Here is a 22,600-nt window from a genome sequence, read left to right on the forward strand (position 1 = left end):
ATTTCCGTACAGGCCCCGCTGAACCGGTCCTCAATGCCTCTATCCTGCGACCACCCGGTGCGGCATGTTGACGGCAGGTGAGTGAAATCAGACTTCATATTCCGGCTCCTGTGGCATGGGGGGAAGGGACATATTGTCAGTCCGCCGGTTCTGGCGGCGCGGCATCAAATGCACCCTGCTGCGCTTTTGCATGGGCCGCGGCAAAATACTCATCGGGCACGCCGTATTTATGAGCGAAATCCAGTAATAAACCGCTCTTATGCCAATCCCGGATTGCGCCGTCGACGAAAGCACGGGTATCCTTTTCACCGCGTCTCGTCCAGATAACGGTGGGGGACGGAATAAGCTGATCCCGGGTCGCCAGGGTGTAATCCGTCCATTCCGCCGCGCTGTCTCCTGTGAGTACTTGGTGCAGGGCGGGAGAAACATGCACCGAGGCGGCACAGGTTCCGCCTTTCAGGGCCAACAGGGATTCGGGAATGCCGCGCAGCCCTTTGACAATGGCGCCATACGCCTGCAGCGGTTTGGCAAAGTTGCTGCCCTGGGATACGCACGCCACCTTGCCCTTTAAATCTTCCCACTTGGTGATGCCGCTGTCCTTGCGCACCAGCGCCGCGCCCCCCACCAGATTGTAGGGTGTCGGCGCATAACTCAGCGCCTCGCTGCGTTCCCGGGTCCATTGGATGTTGGCAATCAGCAAATCAACCTTACCGGATTGCAGAAACTGTACGCGGGTCGACGCGGTAACCGGCACCACTTCCAGCGCAACCCCCAGACGCCGGGCGATATCGCGGCCAAGTTCAGTCTGAAAGCCGCCGGTCTGGTTGGTCTTGGGATCGAGAAAACCGAACGGCGGACTGACGCCGTCCACCCCCACCACCAGCTTTCCCCGGTCCTTGACCTTGTCCAGCGTCGCATCCGCCGTTGCGGGCGGGGAGATAAGCGGCAATAATATCGCCGCCAACACCAATGGAATAAATACCTTCATCATCACTCCCGCCACTCCATACCGTTATGCCCGTCATACTTAAAGTCGCAGGTAAGTTGGCTTTACTGCAACCTGAATTATTTAGGGAAATTTTTTTATTCCTATTGGCGATGAGACAAAGCGGCTTTTTCATCTGCTTCATTCAATTTAACACCGTCCAGCAGACGTTTATAATAAGAATGGCCGGTATTGAGGGCGCCAATAGGGTTATGGGCCAATACGCGATCTTTAACGATAAGATAGGTTACCGGCGCGTCCGACTGTTTCATAAAAAGCGAGTCGTGGCCGACACAAAGGCCGCTAATAACATTCAGGTCGGTTTTTTCTTTATTACATAAATTAGCCTGCATCACGGGATTACACATGGCTTCATAACGGCCCGGTTTAATTTTATCCCGGTCCTCGATACCGACGCTGCATTTATCCTGCGCGCCCACCTTGCACAGCACGCCGAAAACGTCTAAATCATTAGCGCGTAATATACTGGCAAAAATTCTGTTCTCTTGAATCAATCCGGCACAGGAAGCGATGCCGATTTTTTTAGCCCCTATTTTTTTGGCGAAAACAATGATTTCCTCTACCCGGGTCAATTGGCCGTAATACTGGCCTTCTACCTGAGCGGCCGCCAGCATGATTTTGTTGACCGAGCGATCATTGTCATAAACATCAAGACTTTGTTGTAAAACGGCGTTGTTGCCCTCAGCCGTGGTCAGGCACTTGCGCGGGAATTCGCTATCCCGGGTCTGGCAGTTAAGAAAGTTGCATTCTGTACACGTAAATTGATTTGCCATGGCGACGTCCTGATTTTTCTCCGCAAACTTTACCCACACAAACTATAAGTATTTTCTGCGCTGAATAAACCAACTATAACGCATATGGATATAAGAATAATGAGTAGACAGCGTCCATGAGGGGGTAAACTGCTTTATCAGGCGGAAATTTGATAAAAAATTCTCGTTGCTCTCATTCAAGGGGAAAATATTATGATCAGGATCAAATTCGGCATATTCAATTAGTCATTCACGGTTCTGAAAAGCTATTTTTGTTATAACGTTACTTGTAAATATACCAAGTGGTTATTCTCATCAATGGTTTTCAGGCATTTTTATGTTCTGTCTCTCACGCTTTTCACCAAAGAAACACGGCTTTATTAACTGTTAGTATTTTGTGACTCTTTTTTTGCCCATAAAAAAGTATACCCATCCATGTATTGTACTTTTTTGTTCTTTTGTGGGAAAAACCTTATGAGAAAACATTGCCATTATTACGCGTTGGTGAAGAAATCCGTGTTTTCTACTTTGTGACGCCATGGGATAGCGAGGAAAATTTATTTGAGGTATTTGAGGTATTTGAGGTATTTGAGATAAAGGTGTTAACGGCTATCGCAATGTACGGCGGACAGTGAGCTGCCCGCCAACGAAAAAAGGTTAGTTGTTACGCCCGGCCTCACGCACAACAACATGGTGAATGGGTCGATGCCTTCTTACAATATGATGTTTTCTGACGTGATGGCGGTGGTGATGGACAACCACCACTCTCTCACTGTTGGGGCTTTGGGCGAAACTCATCGTGGCTACCGGCAGCGTACCTATCAATAAAGCCAGACACAGCAGTAATTTTTTCATTATGAACCTTGCTTGAGAAACTATGTGATGGGTAATGATTATAAGCGTTAATGGATTTTGTATGGCGGGCATTTTTATTTTATTTTCGACGGCGCAAGATAGGATGTGCGGTCCGATTTTCTGAGCCGGCCGAAGTGGGCGTCAAAAGGATAAGTCTCCTTCAATACTCCCTTCTGGCGTATTGCTGTGCCTTGATGCTTCTTAAGTATTCTTAATCCGTACCGATGGAAAATTATTTGCGCCCGCCGCGACGGATCCGGCGGCTCTGATACGTTTAATAGTTGTGTTGCCGCAAACGCTGACCGGCGTAATCGCTGAATTGGCCGTTCCCGGCTTGGGCAAAGGAGATAACATTTCTTGCGGCAAGAGACAGATCCCGATCTGGCGTTGCTCATTCGCGTGGGCGCAGGCGATGGAAACGCCATGCGTCAACTGGTTGCGCGCAAGCTGCCGTGGGTGCTGTCCCTGGCGCAGCGGATGCTGGGGGATCGCGGCGAAGCCGAAGACGTCGCGCAGGAACTGTTTGTCCGCGTTTGGCAGCAGGCGCCCCACTGGAAACCGGGGGTGGCGCGTTTCGACAGTTGGCTGTATCGCGTGGCGCTCAATCTGTGCCATGACCGGCTGCGCGCCCATCGTGAACAACCGGTGGAGATTTTGCCGGAAACGGTGGATCCGGCCCTGGAACCGGCGGAAATGATTGCCGCCCGTCAGCGCAGCGAACGCATGAGGAGGGCGCTGATGGCTTTGCCGCCGCGACAGCGGGAAGCGCTGGTATTGCACTATTTCCAAGGGTTGCCGCAGGCTGAAGTGGCTGACCTTATGGCGGTCAGCGAGGAAGCGCTGGAGAGTATGCTGGCCCGTGCGCGACAGAAGTTGCGAATATCGCTGCAGGCCGATAAGACTGAGGAATTCTTATGACACCGAATCGTTTTCGGCGCCTGCTTGAGGCCTACGGCGCCGATATCGAACGCTGGCCGCCCGCTGAGCGCGTCCAGGCGCGGCTGTTGGTTGCCCAAGACCCTCGCTTCTTGCGCCAGGTCATCGGGCGGGCACGTATGCTCGACGACTGGCTTGATGGCTACAACGTACCATCGCCGTCGCCGGCACTGGCGGCAAGGATAGCGGAGCAGGCAATGACAGTACCGCTGCCGGAACCGGCACCCAGAGCGACGGAGCAGGCAATGACAGTACCGCTGCCGGAACCGGCACCCAGAGCGACGGAGCAGTCATTGATATTACCGCCGTCGGAACCGGCATCCAGAGCGACGGAGCAGTCATTGATGTTACCGCCGTTGGAACCGGCATCCAGAACGGCGAAAACGGCCATGGCATCGTCGGTACGGCGGCCCCCGACGCGGCGCGGGGCAGCGGGCTGGGTGGGCATTGGCCTTGCGGGCATAGGGCTGGCGGGGATGTTGGCCGGGGCAGTGGCTTTTTCGGCGATGTTTAATCTCACCGCATCCGAATCCCATCACGACGGTTTAAGCGATAACAGCGATGTTTTTGGCGTCAATATCGCCGAATGGAGCGATTAATGATTTTGTCATCGAAAATGAAAGCATCGGACATGAAAGGGTCGAAGAAAATGAAAGGCGCCCTGGCGGTCTCGCTGGCTATCAACCTGTTCTTTTTCGCGGCGATCGGCGGGGCGGTGGTGCGTTGGGTCATTCTCGAGTGGCTGATGCGGGATCTGTCCGGTCAACAGCATTACGGCATGCGTTATGTGGTCGACGCGTTGCCGTCCGATCAGAGCGATGCGTTGCGCGGCGCGTTGCGCACCGCCCGCAACGACAGCCGGAATGACGTTCAGACTGCCCGTGAAGGCCGGCGCGAACTGGCGCATCTCCTTGCCGCCCCGGTGTTCAACGCCCGTGACGCCGAAGCCGCCGCGGCGCGTACCCGTACAGCAGATATGGCGATACGCGCCCGGGTGGAGAACGCGGTGATCGACTACGCCTCCACCTTGTCCTCACCTCAGCGCCACACGCTGGCGGAGGCGTTGATCCAGCGCGGTCCGCTGCATGTCTCCGCTGACGCGCCGGCGGCATCAGTCCGCCAGGCGGCGGGGGACGCGCATGACCGCAATCCCTGAGGCGGCGATAGCGCTCAATCGCTTTGGCCTTGGCGCGCGGCCCGATGAAGATCCGCCGGACAATGCGCGGCGCTATCTGCTGGATCAATTCGAGATTTACCAACCGTTAACCGAGCCCTGGGACCCGTTACCCGCCAGCGCGGGGGTGCTGGCGGCGGATATGCTGACGCAGCGCGATCTGCGCGGTCAAGACCCGCTGGTTCGCAGTGATGCGCTGCGGGAGCAACGGGCCGAACAGCGGGACATCTATCTGCAGGCCGTGCAAATCCGCGCCCAAAGCGCATTGCTGACTCCCACGCCTTTTATTGAACGGCTGGTACATTTCTGGGCCAACCATTTTGCGCTTTCAGTTGAAAAAGGCGCGGTTATCGGACTGGCCGGCGGCTTTGAAGCCGAAGCCATCCGCCCCCATGTGCTGGGACGGTTCGAAGATTTATTGATGGCGGTGGAACAGCATCCCGCCATGCTGCTCTATCTGGACCAGACGACATCCATCGGACCGGATAGTCCGGCCGCCCTGCGAGCCGACCGCAAGGGGGATAAGACCGGGAACAAAAATCCTCGCGGCCTTAACGAGAATTTTGCCCGAGAAACCATGGAACTACACACTCTGGGCGCCCGTACCGGCTATACGCAAAACGACGTCACCGAATTTGCCCGCGCGCTGACCGGCTGGGGCGTCGCCGGACCGGAGCAGAACCCGCCGCGCCCGGTCCGTGCCGGCGACCAGCCGCCGCCCAATGCCGTGCCCGGCGCTTTTCGGTTTTTTCCGGCGCTTCATCAGCCCGGCGTTCGCACGGTGCTAGGCCGGCAGTATGCCGGACAGGGCGAGGATCAAGGGCTGGCCATCCTGCGGGATTACGCCGCATCGCCGGCAACCGCCCGGCATATCGCCACCAAACTGGCGCGCCATTTTTCCCAGGATACCCCCGCCAAAGCGCTGGTGGATCGGCTGACAGAGACCTTTATACACCAGCGGGGCTCCCTGCCGGCGCTATACCGCGCGCTAGTGGATGCCCCGGAAACCTGGGCCATGCCGGCCAATAAATTTAAAACGCCTTGGGAATGGCTGATATCAGGTTACCGGGCGCTGGGCCTGCGGGACGTGCAAGACGTCAATTTCAGCCAATTGATGACGCAATTGGGGCAGCCGGTGTGGCGCCCCGGCTCGCCGGCGGGTTGGGATGATATCGCCGCCGGCTGGGCGGCGCCGGATGCGCTGGTTCGACGGGTTGAATTGGCCCAGCGGATGGCGTTTCATGCCGGCAATACGTCCGATCCTAGGGTATTGGCGCGTCAGATCCTGCCCGGTGTGTTAAGCGAGACAAGCGCCACGGCGATATCCCGTGCCGAAAGTCCCGTTTCCGGGCTGGCGCTGTTATTGGTTTCCCCTGACTTTTTGAGGCGATAAAACATGCAACGACGTGATTTTCTGCGCTGCGGTGTGATTGCCGCCGCCGGCGCCCTGTTTGCACCGCGGGTGGTGTTTGCCAATGCCGCCACCGAGCGCCGTTTCGTGTTCATCATACAGCGCGGCGCGGCCGACGGGCTTGATACCGTCATACCCTTTGCCGATCCGGACTATGCCCGTTTACGCGGTGCGGCGGCGGTGGAATCCCCCCTCAGGCTTGACGGTACGTTCGCGCTGCACCCGGCGTTGGCGGAGACGGCAAAACTGTATAATCTCAAGCAGGCGCTGTTTATGCACGCCGTCGCCTCGCCATACCGCGACCGTTCGCATTTTGACGGGCAAAACATTCTTGAGACCGGCGGCACGCTGCCTTACCAGCTTAAAACCGGCTGGCTCAACCGGCTGCTGTCGCTGCTTCCCCCGCCGGATCGCGAGGCCATCGCCTTATCGCCGACGGTGCCGCTGGCGTTGCGCGGACCGATTGATGTTATCTCTTATGCGCCGTCGTCCTTGCCGCAGACGTCCGACGATTTATTATTGCGGGTCGCCCAGCTATACCAACACGATCAACAGCTGCACGGCCTGTGGTCGGAAGCCCTCAATGCCCGCAATATCGCCGGCGACATGAACGCCGGTAATGGCCGTTCAAAGCAGATTCCCGAGGAAATCGGCCGGATGGCGGCTAATTTCCTCAGCCGGCGCGACGGGCCGCGCATCGCGATGATCGAGACCGGCGGCTGGGATACGCATACCGCGCAGACCGGCCGGCTCAGCGGCCAGCTCAAGTCGCTGGATATGCTGGTGGCGTCGCTGCGCGCCGGTCTGGCGGATGAGTGGAACAACACCACGGTGATGGTAGCCACCGAATTTGGCCGCACCGCGGCCGCCAACGGCACCGGCGGCACCGATCACGGCACCGGCAGCGTCGCCATGCTGTTCGGTGGCGCGGTGAAGGGCGGCCGGGTGCTGGCGGATTGGCCGGGGCTGTCCCCGGGCGCCCTTTACCAGGGGCGTGATTTGAAGCCGACGCTGGCATTGGATGCGCTGGTGACCGCCGTGGTCAGCGAGTGTTTCAGTCTCGACCCGAAACGGGCAGGCCGTGTCCTGTTCCCGGCCATGGCGTCCGCTAACCGGCCTATGGCGCCATTGCTTAACCTTTAAAGAGGCTGATGCGCCGCGGGGTAATATTCATCGGTTCAGGCTCACCCGCGCGGAGGCGCCGCCGGGATAACGACAAACGTCAGCGGGTGCGTGGCGGGGTCGCTTTTATTTCAGATGATTGAGCACGGCGTTGCCCTTTATATACACCTGCTCCAGATTGTAGCCGGCGTCCAGCCGTACCAATGAGGCTTTCATGCCGGGTTGGATCCTTCCTAAATCACTCGCGCCTATATAATCCGCAGCCCGCGTCGATGTCATTTCGGAAACCAATTCGAGTGACAGTCCTAGGGACATAAGGCTCTGAAAGTTGGAGATCATGGTTGCGCCGCTGCCGCCGCGGGTGGTGGGGCGGTTTTTCAGGAAAACGTCGATACCGGTTTTGATGATGGTGCGTCTGCCGCCCCGGGTGGTATGTTCACCATCAGGCAGCCCGGCCACGCCTACCGCATCGGTAATGGCGTACAGCTTGGGGATGGCGCGGCAGGCCGCCAGCAGCACCGTGGGATGTACGTGTCGCAGATCGGTAATGATTTCAGCATGGAGCCCGTGAGCCATGGCATAAGCGGCAATGCCGAAAGTTTTATGATCAACCGGGGTCATGGCGTTAAACAGATGGGTATAACCGGTATAACCGATGGCAAAGGCATGGCGCAGGGTTTCGTCGTCGGCAATGCTATGGCCGACCTGCAGCCGGGTCCCGCTCTTGGCGAACTCTCTTGCCACCGCCATTCCCCCGGTGATTTCAGGCGCCACCGTGGCCACACGGATCGGGCAAATGTCCGCCCAACGCGCGGCCAGCCTAACATCGCCTTCCAAGGGTCTTGTCTCTTGGGCGCCGAGGCGATGTTCGCTGATAAAGGGTCCTTCCAGATGCGATCCAAGAATTTCCGCGTCGGTATCTTTATGGCTTGCCATCACCCGGGCGATACCGCCGAGGGCCGTTTCTATCATCTCTATCGGCGCGGTGGAGGTGGTTGGAAGGATGGCCACCGTTCCGTTACGGGCATGAAAATCAACCATGCCGCGTGTGGACGCCTCGCCTTCCAGGCAATCAAATCCGCCGCCGCCGTGCACATGAAGATCGACAAATCCCGGTAAAATAAACGGCGCGTGAGGATGTTCTCCGGGACGAAGCCTCTCACCGTGAATTGACGCGATAAGAGAACCGATTACTTCAATTTTCCCTTTTACCCATCCGCCGGGCGTCAGTATGGTTCCATCGATAAAAAAATTATTTTGCATCAGACATCGAGCTCCGTTGAGATAAAGAAGCGATCCCCGCGAAAATGAGAACGCGTAAATTCCACGGCATGGCCTTGGGCGGAAAATCCGAGCCGTTGCAATACAAGCAGCGGGTCGCCCGCAGAAATGCCCAAGTGTGCGGCCTGTTCGGCGGTGGCGAGGACGGCCCCGTAGCGCTGGACAATTTTCACCGGTTTGGTCCCCATGGATAACATCGCGGCATACAGGGATGTTGAACCGTCATAGCCCGCGGGTACGGCGTCCACAGGGATTACCGACGACTCGATATATATCGGGATTTGATCGGCGAACCGCAATTGTTCAAGGCGCAGCACCCATGCGCCGGGCGCCAGACCCAAATTGAAGGTCTCGTCCGGCAGCACAAGTCCGCGCCGGGTGGAGAGCAGGCGTGAGTGCGCCTTGACGCCGCGGTTTTCCATATCTTTCGAAAAGCCGGTAAGCACTTCTTTAGGTGCCATCACCCGGGCGCTGATAAAGGTACCGGCCCCCGGACGGCGATCGATAACCCCTGATTCCTCGAGAAATTCCAGTCCGCTGCGCAGGGTAGTGCGCGATACATCAAGCACCTCGCACAGCAGTCGTTCGGCCGGCAGCTTTTCCCCCGGCAGCAATTCCCCCGCCTGTACCGCCTCTTCCAATACCCTGGCGACAATCGCGCTTCTTAAACCGTTGGGCTGCAACGCCATGCGCGCCTTAAGAAAGTTACCGAGAGTGGTCATTTCCATTTAATGCCTCTTCATCCTGATAGGTGCTAAATGAGGCATCATCAGATGTCGCCGCGCCCGTGGCAATGAGATAGCAGCCGTACAGCGCATCGGCGGCCGGAACGGCCACCGGCCTTCCCAGCCGTCGGGCGAGACCGGGACCGAGAACGCCGGCAAGGCCTCCGGCCATAAACAGCGGCACGCTTTCATCCAAATCCAGCAGGGCGGCAAGCCGTTCATAATGATCCGTGGCCTCATGTAACAGTCCCTGGGCAAACAGGTCGCCTTCCTGTGCGCTGGCGATCACCCACGGGGCGTAAGCGGCAATCTGAAACGGACGGATGCCGGCGAAACTTTCGGCAATGCCGCCCTGTGATGCGAGTTGTTGCAGGATACGGCGCGCCAATATCGTCGGCGCCTTTATCCCGTCATAAACCTCAACCGCGTGACGCAGCGCTTTGCGGCCTAACCACACGCCGGAGCCGCGATCGCCGCCGATCCAGCCCCAGCCGTCCCGGCGAATCGACCGCCCGTCGGGATACAGGCGATGGGCCACCGCCCCGGTACCGGCGATAATCAATGCGCACGGCCTGCCGGCGCCGGCGCCTATCAGCGCCGCGTGGCCATCCATTTCCAGCGACAGCGTGGCGAAGGGCGGGATCCGTTGCAGAAAAACGCCCCGGGTGACGGTGGGCAGCGTGCCGGCGGCGGCGATCACCGCCGTGACATTCTCCGGCGACAGTTCGCCTTGGCCGTGCTGTGCCGCACAGGCACGCCACACCGAGACGACATTATCAGCGGCCATAGCAGGGTCGGAGGAAACATTGCATGGCCCGGCAACGGCATCGGCCAGTACCGTACCGTCACGGTCATATAGCCGGCCGCGCGTATTTGTCCCCCCGCCGTCGATACAGAAGATCAAGATTATGTTCATACCAATACAATACCAATTGGTCGAAAAAGATCAATACCCTTTGCTGCTAACGCGGCAATATTTTAGCGCATGCCTTTAATTTTTGTCTTTTACCGAAGAAGGTCATAAGAACTTTATATCTCATAAAGTCAAAATAGAGACAGATAAATAGCCAATGGGGGTTCCTTTTTAAAAATATTTTTATAACATTAAGTCAATTTTTCTTGTCTGGTATTTTTATCTATAGATAGATATAACATATTAAAAAATATGATTATTATTCAGTTATAATAAAACATTGTGTTCCACATATCTTTTTCTTATGGCGTTATCGTTATCGTTTTTTATTATATTTATAACGAACCCATTAAGCCTTTGCTATGTATGACGCGTCGGAGGAGTAATTCAATACTAAAGATAAGATTCTCATATTTAATCAGCAAAACCCTCGTTAAAAGTATAAATCACTTCTTGCTAAATGGTTTTTTTTGGTATTAATTTAGAACCCAGATAATCAAAACGCCACGAAAAACCACATCAAACAGGAAACGCTTATGAAATCTCTCGGTATAGCGGCCTTATTCGCAGGCTTCTTTCTCGCAATCGTTGCGCCCGCCTCCGCGCAGAGCACTGAGCTGACCATCGAAAGTTGGCGTAATGATGATCTGATGATCTGGCAGGAAAAAATTCTACCGGTTTTTCATAAAGAGCATCCCGACATTCACGTTACCTTTTCGCCGACGGTTTCAACACAATATAACGCGGCCCTGAATGCCAAACTGGATTCCCGAACCGCCGGCGACCTGATTACCTGCCGGCCTTTTGATATTTCCCTCAATATGTTTCAGCGCGGCCAACTGGCGGATTTAACTCAGCTGCCCGGCATGGCTAATTTCACTCCGCTGGCGAAAACCGCCTGGTCCACCGACGACGGGAAATCGACTTTTTGCGTTCCCATGGCGGCGGTCCTGCACGGTTTTATCTACAACAAGGATGCGTTTAAGAAACTGGGACTGACGCCGCCCACCACCCAGGAGGAGTTTTTTAAACTGCTGGATGCGATAAAAAAAGACGGTACCTATACGCCGCTGGCGATGGGAACCGCCGACGAGTGGGGCACGGCGTCAATGGGCTATCAGAATATCGGCCCGACGTTTTGGAAAGGAGAGGTCGGCCGCAAGGCGCTGCTTGACGGAACGCAGAAACTCACCGACCCGGACTGGGTTAAACCTTTCGAGGTGCTTCAACGCTGGGCTCCGTATATGGGCAAAGGTTTCAAGGCCCGCTCTTATTCCGATAGCCAGAATATGTTTACCCTTGGCCGGGCGATTATCTATCCCGGCGGATCGTTTGAAATCGCGCCGTTCGAAAGCCAGGGCGTCGATTTTGCCATGGGGGCCTTTCCGCCGCCTGTGGATGAAAACGGCAAATGTTATGTCACCGATCACCCGGATATCGCGATGGGCATGAATGCCAAAACTCCGCATCCGGAAGCCGCGCGACTTTTTTTGAGCTGGGTGGCGTCGGATGAATTCGCCCAACTTTACGCCAGCGCGCTGCCGGGATTTTTCCCGTTGTCGAAAGCCAAGGTCAAGATTACCGATCCCCTGGCTATGGATTTTATGAAAATGCGCACCCGCTGCGAAACCACCATCCGGCCGTTTTATCAGATTCTTTCCCGGGGTAATCCCAGCACCGAAGAGCTGAATAAAGTGGTATCGGCGGCGGTGATCAGCGGAACGCTCACCCCGCAGGACGCGGCAAAACGCATGCAGGACAGTGTGGGCTGGTACGGTCCGCAAAAAGCGGCGAAATAATAACCGAGTGCTTATTCAGTCGGCCAACGCCGGCTGAATGTCATATTGTGAGAGGTTTTTATGATCGCAGTGAGAAATAAGCGTCCTTTTCGTTGGTATATTCCGGTATTTCTTATTCCGGCTATTGTTATTTACAGCGTCGTCATGGTCTGGCCGTTATTCGAGAGCCTGCGGATGTCGCTCTATTCAGGTCACGACACTGACCAACAGGTCTTCATCGGATTGGCTAATTATAAAAAGCTATTCGGCGATGTCTTTTGGTCCGGACAATTCTGGAATGCGCTGAAAAATAATTTTCTTTTCTTTGTTATTCATATGATTGTGCAAAACCCCATCGGCATAGCTCTTGCGGCGCTGCTGTCGCTGCCCATCGTGAAAGGCAAGGCGGTTTACCGCACGATATTTTTTATTCCCGCGATGCTCTCTTTTGTCATCGTCGGTTTTGCCTGGCGGTTGATACTGAGTCCGACCTGGGGCGTGGCGGAATCGCTGTTGAGCGCGGTGGGACTGGGATCCTGGTTTCAGCCCTGGCTGGGTCAGCAGAGCACCGCGCTGATAACTCTCTCGCTTATTTCGGTCTGGCAATTTGTCGGCATTCCGATGATGCTGATTTACGCCGCGCTTTTATCCATCCCGGATGAACTCATCGAGGCGGCCGAATGCGACGGCATCACCGGCTTCGCGCAATTTTTCAAAATAAAACTTCCATTACTGTGGCCGTCCATCGGGATAATTTCCATTCTGACTTTTGTCGGTAATTTTAACGCCTTTGATCTGGTGTATGTCGCGCAGGGGGTTTTTGCCGGGCCGGACGGATCGACCGAGCTGCTGGGTACGCTGTTGTTTCGCACCTTCTTTGGCAATACCACCCAGCTTGGCGATCCCTATATGGGCGCCACCATTGCGGGCATTATGTTTGCCATTATTCTTGTTGGCGTGATGCTTTATCTGTTCGGTATTCAACGCCGTTTAACCTATTACAAATTGTGAGGCGTCATGAATTCATTTTATAGCCGTCTGCGCGTCATCGCACCCATTCATGCCATTCTGATCTTCTATGCGGCAATTTGTATCGCACCGGTAATCCTGATCGTTATCAATTCTTTTAAAGGCCGCGCCTGGATATTCAATGAACCGATGTCGCTCCCGGTCGGACAGGCCTTCAGCCTGATTGGTTATAAAACGGTATTCAGTATCGGCAATTTTCCACTTTATTTTGAAAACAGTTTCATCATCACCCTGGTGTCGCTGGTGCTGACCATCGTGTTCGGCGCGATGGCGGCTTTTGCCGTGTCGGAATATGAATTCCGAGGCAAAGAGGCGGTCAACCTCTACCTGATCCTGGGGATTATGATCCCTATCAGACTGGGCACCGTGGCCATTTTAAAGCTGATGGCGGATACCGGGCTCAGCAATACCCGCACCGCGCTGATCCTGGTGTATACCGCTCAGCACCTGCCGTTGGCGGTGTTTGTCCTGTCGGAATTGATGCGACAGGTTTCCGACGATCTCAAAAATGCCGCCCGTATAGACGGTCTGTCGGAATATCGCATTTTGTTTCGTCTGGTGATGCCCATTATGCGTCCGGCCATTGCCACTATCTGCGTTTTTACCATGATCCCCATTTGGAACGACCTCTGGTTTCCGCTGGTTCTCGCGCCGGGTGAGGAAACCCGCACCGTTACGTTGGGGGCCCAGACCTTTATCGGACAATTTGTCACCAATTGGAATGCCGTGCTGGCCGCCCTCACGTTGGCAATCATTCCCATTGTTATTCTTTATCTCATTTTTTCACGGCAAATCATCAGCGGCATTACTTCCGGCGCCGTGAAATAAACAGGCTTAACGAAAGGAAACCCGTTTCATGGGAAATCTTATTTTGCGTAATATCACCAAATGTTATCATAAAACCGAGGTGCTAAAGCGCGTTGACGTTGACGTGGCCAACGGAGAGTTTGTGGTGATAGTCGGTCCTTCCGGCTGCGGAAAATCGACTTTGCTGCGTATTATCGCCGGCCTCGAAAACCAAACCAGCGGCGAGGTTATCATCGGTGATAAAGACGTCAGCCTACTGGCCCCCGCTCATCGCGGAATCGCCATGGTGTTTCAAAGCTATGCCCTTTATCCTCATCTGACCGTCGAGGGCAACATGACCCTTGGCCTGCGCCAGGCGCGCGAGCCGGCGAAAATCATTGCCGATCGCGTCGCTGAAGCGACACGCATACTGGAGCTGGAGCCCTACCTCAAACGCAAGCCCGGGCAATTGTCCGGCGGACAGCGGCAAAGGGTGGCCATAGGCCGCGCCATTACGCGCCACCCGCAAGTGTTTCTTTTTGACGAACCGCTGTCGAATCTCGACGCCGCGTTACGCAACCAGGTGCGGGTTGAGATTGCCGATTTACACCGTCGGCTCGGCACCACCATGATTTATGTCACCCATGATCAGGTGGAGGCGATGACGCTGGCGGATCGTATCGTGGTGATGGACGCGGGCATTATTCAGCAGATCGGCACGCCTTCGGCGCTTTATCGTCAGCCCGCCAACCTGTTCGTCGCCGGTTTTATCGGTACCCCAAAGATCAATTTGCTCACCGGGCATATGGCAAACGCCCGGATTGATATCGACGCTATCGGCGTCCTTAGTACGAAACCTGCCGGCAAGGGCCCGGTCACCGTCGGTATCCGGCCCGCGGATTTTATCATTAACGCCGATCCGCGGGACGACAGCGCGTTTAGCGGGAAGGTTATCGGTACGGAATATTTGGGGAATGTCACCTATATCCGCGTGCTGCTGGGTAACGGACAAACTGTGGTGGTTGAAGAGAAGCCCGACCATCTCTGGCAACACGACCAGCCGGTTTATCTCGGGGTGAATATGGCGAACGTGCATGTGTTTGATGGTGCGGGTATACGCCTGGACCTCAACAAGACCACCGTCACCGATTAGGTATGGTCATCACGGAGCGATGAGGGCATTTTTCAAACAAAAAGGGTTTTCCGAAGAAAAAATTATCAGTGACGGCGTGGGTTTTAGCCGGAAAATTGTGCACCAGATCTCACACCGCATAAACAACGTTAATGTGCGGTTGCCTTGGACGGGGTTTTGTCATCTACACTGAAAAGCATGTCGCATTTTTCCCGATGACTCGGTCTAAGAGGTCGCCCCTTCCAAGGAAACCACCATGAATTCACTGTCTGCGTCTGCCAAATTGCCTCAGCGCGGGGCCAAGACCATTTTTAGCGTCACCAGCGGCAATTTCCTGGAAATGTATGATTTTATGGTGTTTGGCTATTACGCCACCGCCATCGCGAAAACCTTTTTTCCCGGTACGAACCCCTTTGCCTCCTTGATGCTGACCTTGATGACTTTCGGCGCCGGATTCCTGATGCGGCCGCTGGGAGCCATCCTGCTGGGGGCCTATATTGACCATCACGGTCGTCGCAAGGGCCTGCTGCTGACGCTGGGATTGATGGCGCTGGGCACCCTGACCATCGCCTGCACCCCCGGCTATGCCACCCTCGGCATGGCGGCGCCGATCATTATTTTGCTGGGCCGTTTGCTCCAGGGTTTTTCAGCCGGAGTGGAACTTGGCGGCGTGTCGGTTTACCTGGCGGAAGTGGCCCCCAAAAACCGTAAGGGCTTCTATGTCAGCTGGCAGTCCGGCAGCCAGCAGGTGGCGGTTATTTTCGCCGCCCTGCTGGGATTGATGCTTAATCATCTGTTAAGCAACGATCAGGTGACCAATTGGGGCTGGCGCATTCCTTTCGTCATAGGCTGCCTTATCGTGCCGTTTCTGTTCTGGATCCGGCGCATGCTGGAGGAGACGGCGGTGTTTAGCCAGCGCACCCACCATCCTTCCATGAAAGAAATTATGCGTTCGGTGGCGGGTCACTGGGCGCTGGTGCTGGCGGGCATGCTGATCGTGGTCACCACCACGGTGATGTTCTACATGATTACCGCCTTCACCCCGACCTTCGGCAAGACCGTGCTTTTATTGAGTGACCGGCAGAGCTTTCTGGTTACCATGGCGGTGGGCATTTCCAATCTCTTCTGGCTACCGGTGGCGGGGGCCTTCTCTGACCGGGTCGGCAGGCGACCGTTGCTGCTGCTATTCACCCTGCTGATGGTTTTTACCGCCTGGCCGTCGCTGCGCTGGCTGGTGAAGGATGCATCCTTCGAACATCTGCTGGAAGTGGAGCTGTGGCTGTCATTTCTCTATGCCGGTTATAACGGCGCCATGGTGGTGTATCTGACCGAGATTATGCCGGTGGAACTGCGCGCCAGCGGATTTTCCATGGCCTACAGTCTGGCTACGGCCCTGTTCGGCGGATTTACGCCGGCTGTCTGCAGCTATCTGATTCATTTCACGGGGGATAAATCCATGCCGGGGGTGTGGCTTACCCTGTCGGCGCTGTGCGGATTGGCCGGCACGCTGATTATCCCGCGGCTGGTGAGGCAATATCAGGCGGAGCGCGTCCCTCCGGCGGTCAATGCCCTGAATAGCGGGAGCGGCGGCTGATATGCTTTACGTCTCGGACGATTTTGTCACGGCGCGTCCCGTTAAGCGCAAGACATGGCTTATACTTAACACCCCCCGTATCGGGGGCTGAGCTTGTTGACAAAGTGCCTGGTCGGGACAGGCTGCCAGATCGTAAACACGCCGTGAATCCATCCCTGGAGGCTCGATCCGCGCCATCCATGGCGCGGACGGTTTACTTTTCTGGCAGCCTGCCCCGCCTCATTGACGCCGAGTACGTTTGTCAGCAGTCTGAGCCCCCATATCGGGGGCTGTCTATTTGCGGAGAACCGGTAAACATACAGCGGAGGTATTTACCGCCAATCAGGCATTGTTCTCAAGGGCTTCCCACAGGCCGAGCAGATAACTCAGGCCGATGGCGCGGTCATACAGGCCGTAGCCGGGGCGACCGGTCTCTCCCCAGATAAAACGACCGTGGTCAGGACGGATATAACCGTCAAACCCGTTGTCATGCAGGGTTTTCATGACTTTAAACATATCCAGCGAACCGTAGCGGGATAAATGGGCCGACTCGTAGAAGTCTTTATCCTGAATGCGCTTGATATTGCGGACATGGGCGAAATGGATACGTTTACGGCGGGTGAATTCTTCCAGAATCCCGTAGACGTCATTGGTAGGATCCTCGGCAATGGAGCCGGTGCAGAGCGTGATGCCGTTGGCCTCGGAATCGACGGCATTGCAAATCCAGTCTAAATCCTCACGGTTTTTCACCACCCGCGGCAGGCCGAAAATGGAATACGGCGGATCGTCGGGATGAATGGCCATTTTCACGCCCACTTCTTCACAGACCGGGATAATTGCCTGGAGGAAATAGGCCAGGTTTTCTCGCAGCTTTTTATCATCCACATCTTTATATTTGGCGAACAGCGTCTGCACCTGGGCCAAACGCTCCGGTTCCCAGCCCGGCAATGCAAAGCCGTTGGCATTGTCCAGGACCTCTTTCACCACGTCTTCCAGCGATTTGTCGATGCCCTTTTTTTCAAAGGCCATAGTCAGGGAACCATCAGGCAGCACGTAGTTCATATTGGTCTTCATCCAGTCAAAGACCGGCATGAAGTTATAGCAGATAACCTTGACGCCGAACTCGGCCAGGTTGCGGATGGTCTGCTTATAATTGGCAATATATTGGTCGCGGCTCGGCAATCCGATTTTGATATCGTCATGGATATTGACGCTTTCGATGACTTCCATCGTCAGATTGGCCTTATGCGCCAGCCCAACCAATTTTTCAATTTTGTCTTTCGGCCAGACTTCCCCCACCGGCACGTCGTACAACGCACCGACCACACCTTCCACTCCGGGCACCTGGCGAATATAATCCAGGGTGACTTTATCTTCGTCCGGCCCAAACCAGCGCATTGTCATTTGCATGTTTACATCCACCTTTTATCACTAAACGGGTATTGATTTTTTGCCATAGTACCATACTAGTATATGCTTTTAACAGCCTGATTTATGTATGCGTTATTATGATCGTAGCCGTGATAGCAGTTGAAAACAACGGCGGCGGTTGTCCGGCATGGCGGGACGCGATTGGTCAGACTCGGTTGGCAGTGGTTTCATCAACTTACCATCCTATTCGATAATATTGGATAGATAAAAAAATAACCAGTACGATGCCTAGTCATCGGGCCGATATTAACCCCACCCGCATGTCATTGCATATGCGGCCCACCTCGGCAATGTTCTGGGAGCGAGTACGGATGCCTATGAAATTCAGGACGCCTATAAGGCGGCGCTTGCCATCCACTGTCTTAAAAGTCCGTGTAACAGGCGGGAGGTACAGGCCATGACCTCGCCGATAAATGCCGATATCCCTATGCTCCGGAAGTATCTCCAGGGCGAGGTGGACGCCGCCTGTATCTATGCATCCCTTGCACGGGCGGAGACCGAACCTGGCGTCAGGGAGGTATTTCAACGTCTGTCCGCCTCCGAAACGCAACATGCCGCCTTCTGGCAGGCCAGGCTGGCAAGAGCGGGAATGGAGGTCGCCAAGCCAAAACCAAGTTGGCGCGCGCGGGTATTGGCCTGGACGGCGCGGTGTTTTGGCCCGGCGTCGATATTGCCTTACCTGGCGCGTATCGAGATGACGGAAAGCCAGGTGTATGACGGCGAACCGGATGCCGTCGCCGCCGGCATGTCGGCTGACGAACATGGCCACGCCCGCATCGTCCAGGCGGCGGCAATTGCGGCGGGGGGCTTGTCCGGCAAGACCCTGGCGGTGATTGAAGGCCGGCGCAGAGGCGGCAATGGCAATGCGTTGCGTGCCGCCGTACTTGGGGCGAATGATGGCCTGGTCTCAAATCTCAGCCTGGTGATGGGGGTGGTGGGCGCGAGAGTGGATGAACCTACCATCCTGTTAACCGGTATCGCCGGGCTTGTCGCCGGCGCCTGTTCGATGGCGATGGGTGAATGGCTGTCGGTGAGCAGCGCGCGGGAAATGGCCAAGCGCGCCATTGCCGCTGAAAAGGCTGCCATCGATGAAAGCCCGGAGATGGAAAAGCAGGATCTGGTGGTGATTTACCAGTCGAAGGGGCTGGATGCCCTCTCCGCGCGGCGACTGGCGGACCAGCTTTTTCAGTCGCCGGAAGATGCGCTGGATTCCATGTCGCGCGAGAAATTGGGCATCGATCCCAGCGAACCGGGTGGTTCGCCCTGGTCCGCCGCAGCCGTTTCTTTTGGCCTTTTTGCCCTCGGCGCGGTTTTCCCGGTGTTGCCTTTTTTTCTCCTGCACGGGGCCGCCGCCTTCGCGGCAAGTTTTGCGCTGAGTACCCTGGCTTTGCTGGGGATCGGCGCGGCCACCAGCCTGTTCACCGGCCGGAAAATGACCTTTTCGGCGCTGCGGCAGTTGGCCATCGGCCTGGCCGCCGCCCTGGTCACCTTTGGGCTGGGGCACCTCATCGGCGTCAACATCCGTTGATGCCGGTCAATTTCGCACCGCGGCGGATGATGATCGGGATGAGACGCCCTGTATTCAAAGCGGCATCTCTTAGGTACCGCACCGGTTATTATCATGCTTTCCCCTTGACCGCCATAGGGGCGTCCGGTAAAGGGGATATTCCGGGCTAAGCCAGTCCCGCCTAAGTCGAAAAAACGCGGGACTGGATAGAGATAGGTTTAAAAGGTCACCATCGTTTTCAGCGCCCCCACCCATGCATCCGGCGTTTCGCTCAGGCCGGCGGGATTCTTCCAGAACTGGATTTCCGGCTGGATGGCCAACCACGAGGTCACCTGTACCCGGTAATACAGATCCAGATCAATACTGTGTCCGGGAACGGGCTTCCATAACGGATCGTTTATGTCGCTGACCCCATTCATTCCATTGAGGTAATTCTGCTCACGCTGATAATGACTACTGGCTTGGATATAAGTTACGCCAAGTGCCATCATGTCGTCAGGGCGGCTATCGAACAACCCACGATAACGAAGCGCGGTTGAATTCACATATTTAAAGGCCATCGTCCGCTCATCCGCCCAACCGAAGCTATTGGATACGCTGAGCCCGCGGTTGGCATCATCCCCATGCTGGGTAATCTGCTGGTTGAACGAGGTATAGATATACCAGGTATGGTCATGATAGAGATAACCATCAGGATGATAGAGATCGGCCCGTTCGCCGTTGGTGAATATGGCGCCCAGGTTATAGGCGCCCGGCAAGCCCACCACATCACGGGTCCGCCACAGTACCTCCATCGGCAGGAGGAAGCCTTTACTGCCTTGAGTTGACCAGCTCCAGGCATGGCTGCGTTCGGTTGCGGAAGGATTGTATTCCAGCACGCCGGTTTTCAACGTCACCTCCGGCGTCAACTTATATTGAAAGGCGGTTCCCCAGGTGTGAACATTCCAATTAGACCACAGTCCGGATTTTGCGGACTTTCCGCCGCACAGGCTGATGAGCTGAAAATCACAGGGAACAATCAGATCAAAGTCCTGATTTTTATTCATCATCCCGATGCGCCAATTAAGTTTTCGATCCATAAAGCTTCGGCTAAACGTCAGCCAGCCGAGACGGGTTATTGACTGGCCGCCATTAGCAGCTTCCTGTGCCTGATCGTTTCTTGAAACCGAGGGATTGATTAAACGTTCCGACGTTAAATCATCATCATGGTTACGGTTAACGATATTGCCGTCAATTTTTGCATCGGGAATGCCGGTATAGCGTTCGAGATCTTGTGAGAAGGTGAGGGCGGTATCATCGACAAAAGCATAATGATGACTATCATTGTAACCGCCGGACAGGTTATAAGCACTTTCGGTCAGATAAGCCAGGCGGAAGGTAAAACCATGATCCGCAAGATCGGATCTTATTCCCCACATGTCACCCAATAATCCTTGCTTAACGGGTTTGTCATAGCCGAGAACAATATTGCTCCAGGGAACCGTTTGCTGGTTAACGCTATCCGCCAGCGCTGTGGAAGTGAGGCATAAATAAAGTACGGCCAGAGATAAAGCTGTTTTGGTATTGATATTATGTTCCATAATAAAATAGCCTGAATTGAAGCCGCATGGATGCGGGTTGTTGTTATTGGGGTTTATTTATGGCCTGGTTGTCCATTTTTTTGATAAAATCATCCCATGCCTGTCAGTGGGTTACCGACAGGTCAGCCATCAAGGTTTTTTTAATAAAAATGACGTCTTTTAACTAACATTACTTTTAAACACTTTTGGCAACCAGAGTACTTCTTTTGACCGGCTTTTTATGTTCCCCCACATTGGCCAACATTTCCTTTTCCATATTGTCATTAAAGCCAAACAGGTAAGTCGAGACGGCTGTGAATACGAAAGCAAGGGTTATGGCGCAAATAAAGCCGGTAAAACCCGGACCAAAAAATATCGGTAAGGTTGCCAGGCCGGGAATGCCGGGGGCCATGGCGGTGGAACCGGCAAAACCACTGATGGCGCCGCCTAAACCGCCGCCGACCGTTGCCCAGATAAACGGTTTCTTATAACGCAGGCTGATGCCGTAGATAATGGGTTCCACAATCCCAAACAGACCGGTGATGGTGGCGGGTCCGGCGATTTGCTTGATTTTCGGATTGCGCGTTTTCAGGAAAACCCCGAGCGCGGCGCCCGCCTGGGCAAAGTTTGACGGTGCGAACAGCGGTTTCAGGGTATCACTGCCATGAATGGAAATATTATTGTACATGATAGGAACAAAGGCCCAGTGCAAGCCAAAAATAACCAGCACTTGCCAACCCATGCCGGCAACAATGCCGGCAAGGATCGGGCTGAGGTTATAAATAAAGGTATAACCATTGGCCAGAGCAAGGCTGAGATAGGTTCCCAGAGGTCCGATGGCAATCAGGGTTAAGGGCACAATCAGCATGATACAAATTAACGGTGTAATAAAATTGCGGATGCTGTCATGCAGATGTTTGTTTAAAAAACGTTCCAGCAGAGAAAGCAGCCATACCGAGATGATGACCGGTAATACCGAGGAAGTATAACGCATCAGGATCACCGGTATATCGAAAAAATCCAACGCGGCTTTATTATTGAACAGCGTAATCAGGGTTGGATAGACCAGCGCACCGGCAACGGAAAGAGCAACAAAAGCATTGGCACCGAACTTTCTTGCTGACGTAATGGCAATGGCTATCGGCAGGAAATAAAAGATACTATCAGCCGCGGCAAACCAGATAATATAAACGCCGCTCTGAGGCGACATCCAGCCCAGGGCGGTCAGCATCATCAATAACCCTTTTAATATCCCCGCGGCGGCCAACGCGCCAAGAAACGGCGTGAAGATGCCGGAGATAATATCGACGGCACGGGCGAATAATCCCTCTTTTTCACCATCGTCATTTTTTATAGCGGCGGCTGAGTCGTTATTCCCCAGTTGCGTTATAGCCTGAATGGCGTTGAATACTTCACTGACTCGATTACCTATGATTACCTGAAATTGACCGCCGCTTTCGACAACGGTAATGACACCATCAATATTTTTACACTGTTCTTTATTGGCTTTGACGTGTTCTTTAAGTTTAAATCTCAGCCGGGTGGCGCAATGAACGAGACTGATAATGTTCTCTTCACCACCCACCGCGACCAGAATTTCTCTGGAGGTATTTTCGGGGTTCATCATTCT

19 protein-coding genes are annotated in these 22,600 nt (G+C 54.8%); 11 read left to right on the forward strand and 8 right to left on the reverse strand.

The window, feature by feature from the left end; translation table 11 throughout:
* Positions 1-136: 136 nt before the first annotated feature.
* Positions 137-991 carry a transporter substrate-binding domain-containing protein gene (locus HB631_RS00070; protein ID WP_213989125.1) on the reverse strand — a complete coding sequence of 285 codons (855 nt, stop codon included), beginning with the start codon at positions 989-991 and terminating at the stop codon, positions 137-139.
* A gap of 98 nt (positions 992-1,089) precedes the next feature.
* Complete coding sequence (locus HB631_RS00075) at positions 1,090-1,779, reverse strand: DUF1847 domain-containing protein (protein WP_213989126.1); 690 nt, start codon at positions 1,777-1,779, stop codon at positions 1,090-1,092.
* A 1,191-nt stretch (positions 1,780-2,970) separates the two neighbouring features.
* Here HB631_RS00075 and HB631_RS00080 point away from each other — a divergent pair.
* From HB631_RS00080 to HB631_RS00100, 5 genes are read left to right on the forward strand one after another with little or no spacing between them, the layout of a single operon-like run.
* Positions 2,971-3,531: an RNA polymerase sigma factor gene (locus HB631_RS00080; protein ID WP_213989127.1), complete on the forward strand. Its 561-nt coding sequence runs from the start codon at positions 2,971-2,973 to the stop codon at positions 3,529-3,531.
* Complete coding sequence (locus tag HB631_RS00085; protein ID WP_213989128.1) at positions 3,528-4,148, forward strand: hypothetical protein; 621 nt, start codon at positions 3,528-3,530, stop codon at positions 4,146-4,148. The genes HB631_RS00080 and HB631_RS00085 overlap by 4 nt, the downstream gene beginning before the upstream one ends.
* Positions 4,148-4,705 carry a periplasmic heavy metal sensor gene (locus HB631_RS00090; protein ID WP_213989129.1) on the forward strand — a complete coding sequence of 186 codons (558 nt, stop codon included), beginning with the start codon at positions 4,148-4,150 and terminating at the stop codon, positions 4,703-4,705. Before HB631_RS00085 ends, HB631_RS00090 begins: the two co-directional genes overlap by 1 nt.
* Positions 4,689-6,116 carry a DUF1800 domain-containing protein gene (locus HB631_RS00095; protein WP_213989130.1) on the forward strand — a complete coding sequence of 476 codons (1,428 nt, stop codon included), beginning with the start codon at positions 4,689-4,691 and terminating at the stop codon, positions 6,114-6,116. The genes HB631_RS00090 and HB631_RS00095 overlap by 17 nt, the downstream gene beginning before the upstream one ends.
* A gap of 3 nt (positions 6,117-6,119) precedes the next feature.
* Complete coding sequence (locus tag HB631_RS00100) at positions 6,120-7,277, forward strand: DUF1501 domain-containing protein (protein WP_213989131.1); 1,158 nt, start codon at positions 6,120-6,122, stop codon at positions 7,275-7,277.
* A 105-nt stretch (positions 7,278-7,382) separates the two neighbouring features.
* Here HB631_RS00100 and HB631_RS00105 read toward each other — a convergent pair whose 3' ends face one another.
* Genes HB631_RS00105 through HB631_RS00115 form a run of 3 tightly spaced genes read right to left on the reverse strand, consistent with a single transcriptional unit; the run spans position 7,383 to position 10,178 of the window.
* Positions 7,383-8,519 carry an amidohydrolase family protein gene (locus tag HB631_RS00105; protein WP_213989132.1) on the reverse strand — a complete coding sequence of 379 codons (1,137 nt, stop codon included), beginning with the start codon at positions 8,517-8,519 and terminating at the stop codon, positions 7,383-7,385.
* Positions 8,519-9,265: a GntR family transcriptional regulator gene (locus tag HB631_RS00110; RefSeq protein WP_213989133.1), complete on the reverse strand. Its 747-nt coding sequence runs from the start codon at positions 9,263-9,265 to the stop codon at positions 8,519-8,521. Before HB631_RS00110 ends, HB631_RS00105 begins: the two co-directional genes overlap by 1 nt.
* Positions 9,243-10,178, reverse strand: a complete 936-nt coding sequence (locus HB631_RS00115; RefSeq protein WP_213989134.1) for a BadF/BadG/BcrA/BcrD ATPase family protein — start codon at positions 10,176-10,178, stop codon at positions 9,243-9,245. Before HB631_RS00115 ends, HB631_RS00110 begins: the two co-directional genes overlap by 23 nt.
* A 533-nt stretch (positions 10,179-10,711) precedes the next feature.
* Here HB631_RS00115 and HB631_RS00120 point away from each other — a divergent pair.
* The 5 genes from HB631_RS00120 to HB631_RS00140 all read left to right on the forward strand — a co-directional run bounded on the left by HB631_RS00120 (position 10,712) and on the right by HB631_RS00140 (position 16,494).
* Positions 10,712-11,974 (forward strand): ABC transporter substrate-binding protein, encoded by a 1,263-nt coding sequence (locus tag HB631_RS00120; protein WP_213989135.1) that lies wholly within the window; start codon positions 10,712-10,714, stop codon positions 11,972-11,974.
* Positions 11,975-12,034: 60 nt separating this feature from the next.
* Positions 12,035-12,964 carry a sugar ABC transporter permease gene (locus HB631_RS00125; RefSeq protein WP_213989136.1) on the forward strand — a complete coding sequence of 310 codons (930 nt, stop codon included), beginning with the start codon at positions 12,035-12,037 and terminating at the stop codon, positions 12,962-12,964.
* 6 nt (positions 12,965-12,970) lie between these two features.
* Positions 12,971-13,810: a carbohydrate ABC transporter permease gene (locus HB631_RS00130; protein WP_213989137.1), complete on the forward strand. Its 840-nt coding sequence runs from the start codon at positions 12,971-12,973 to the stop codon at positions 13,808-13,810.
* A 28-nt stretch (positions 13,811-13,838) separates the two neighbouring features.
* Entirely contained in the window at positions 13,839-14,921 is a 1,083-nt protein-coding gene (locus HB631_RS00135; RefSeq protein ID WP_213989138.1) for an ABC transporter ATP-binding protein, read from the forward strand.
* Positions 14,922-15,156: 235 nt separating this feature from the next.
* Positions 15,157-16,494: an MFS transporter gene (locus HB631_RS00140; protein ID WP_213989139.1), complete on the forward strand. Its 1,338-nt coding sequence runs from the start codon at positions 15,157-15,159 to the stop codon at positions 16,492-16,494.
* A 321-nt stretch (positions 16,495-16,815) separates the two neighbouring features.
* Here the strand turns inward: HB631_RS00140 and uxuA are convergent, their stop codons facing one another.
* A complete protein-coding gene (uxuA, locus tag HB631_RS00145; protein ID WP_213989140.1) occupies positions 16,816-17,883 on the reverse strand; it encodes a mannonate dehydratase in 1,068 nt (355 codons plus the stop codon).
* 418 nt (positions 17,884-18,301) lie between these two features.
* Between uxuA and HB631_RS00150 the strand changes: the two genes are divergently transcribed.
* Positions 18,302-19,432: a VIT1/CCC1 transporter family protein gene (locus HB631_RS00150; RefSeq protein WP_213989141.1), complete on the forward strand. Its 1,131-nt coding sequence runs from the start codon at positions 18,302-18,304 to the stop codon at positions 19,430-19,432.
* Between the two features lie 197 nt (positions 19,433-19,629).
* Here the strand turns inward: HB631_RS00150 and HB631_RS00155 are convergent, their stop codons facing one another.
* Both HB631_RS00155 and HB631_RS00160 read right to left on the reverse strand, forming a co-directional pair.
* Positions 19,630-20,991: a carbohydrate porin gene (locus HB631_RS00155; RefSeq protein WP_213989142.1), complete on the reverse strand. Its 1,362-nt coding sequence runs from the start codon at positions 20,989-20,991 to the stop codon at positions 19,630-19,632.
* Between the two features lie 175 nt (positions 20,992-21,166).
* A complete protein-coding gene (locus HB631_RS00160; protein ID WP_213989143.1) occupies positions 21,167-22,597 on the reverse strand; it encodes a PTS transporter subunit EIIC in 1,431 nt (476 codons plus the stop codon).
* Positions 22,598-22,600: the final 3 nt, after the last annotated feature.

Source organism: Sodalis sp. dw_96 (genome assembly GCF_018449575.1).
Lineage (GTDB): Bacteria > Pseudomonadota > Gammaproteobacteria > Enterobacterales > Enterobacteriaceae > Acerihabitans.

Bases quoted from the DNA above. Each gene is read 5' to 3' on its own strand.
- HB631_RS00100 (WP_213989131.1), top strand. From the start codon at position 6,120: ATGCAACGACGTGATTTTCTGCGCTGCGGTGTGATTGCCGCCGCCGGC.
- HB631_RS00160 (WP_213989143.1), bottom strand. From the start codon at position 22,597: ATGATGAACCCCGAAAATACCTCCAGAGAAATTCTGGTCGCGGTGGGT.
- HB631_RS00115 (WP_213989134.1), bottom strand. From the start codon at position 10,178: ATGAACATAATCTTGATCTTCTGTATCGACGGCGGGGGGACAAATACG.
- HB631_RS00075 (WP_213989126.1), bottom strand. From the start codon at position 1,779: ATGGCAAATCAATTTACGTGTACAGAATGCAACTTTCTTAACTGCCAG.
- HB631_RS00155 (WP_213989142.1), bottom strand. From the start codon at position 20,991: ATGGAACATAATATCAATACCAAAACAGCTTTATCTCTGGCCGTACTT.
- HB631_RS00110 (WP_213989133.1), bottom strand. From the start codon at position 9,265: ATGGAAATGACCACTCTCGGTAACTTTCTTAAGGCGCGCATGGCGTTG.
- HB631_RS00135 (WP_213989138.1), top strand. From the start codon at position 13,839: ATGGGAAATCTTATTTTGCGTAATATCACCAAATGTTATCATAAAACC.
- HB631_RS00140 (WP_213989139.1), top strand. From the start codon at position 15,157: ATGAATTCACTGTCTGCGTCTGCCAAATTGCCTCAGCGCGGGGCCAAG.
- HB631_RS00085 (WP_213989128.1), top strand. From the start codon at position 3,528: ATGACACCGAATCGTTTTCGGCGCCTGCTTGAGGCCTACGGCGCCGAT.
- HB631_RS00090 (WP_213989129.1), top strand. From the start codon at position 4,148: ATGATTTTGTCATCGAAAATGAAAGCATCGGACATGAAAGGGTCGAAG.
- HB631_RS00095 (WP_213989130.1), top strand. From the start codon at position 4,689: ATGACCGCAATCCCTGAGGCGGCGATAGCGCTCAATCGCTTTGGCCTT.
- HB631_RS00130 (WP_213989137.1), top strand. From the start codon at position 12,971: ATGAATTCATTTTATAGCCGTCTGCGCGTCATCGCACCCATTCATGCC.
- HB631_RS00150 (WP_213989141.1), top strand. From the start codon at position 18,302: ATGACCTCGCCGATAAATGCCGATATCCCTATGCTCCGGAAGTATCTC.
- HB631_RS00125 (WP_213989136.1), top strand. From the start codon at position 12,035: ATGATCGCAGTGAGAAATAAGCGTCCTTTTCGTTGGTATATTCCGGTA.
- HB631_RS00070 (WP_213989125.1), bottom strand. From the start codon at position 991: ATGATGAAGGTATTTATTCCATTGGTGTTGGCGGCGATATTATTGCCG.
- HB631_RS00120 (WP_213989135.1), top strand. From the start codon at position 10,712: ATGAAATCTCTCGGTATAGCGGCCTTATTCGCAGGCTTCTTTCTCGCA.
- uxuA (WP_213989140.1), bottom strand. From the start codon at position 17,883: ATGCAAATGACAATGCGCTGGTTTGGGCCGGACGAAGATAAAGTCACC.
- HB631_RS00105 (WP_213989132.1), bottom strand. From the start codon at position 8,519: ATGCAAAATAATTTTTTTATCGATGGAACCATACTGACGCCCGGCGGA.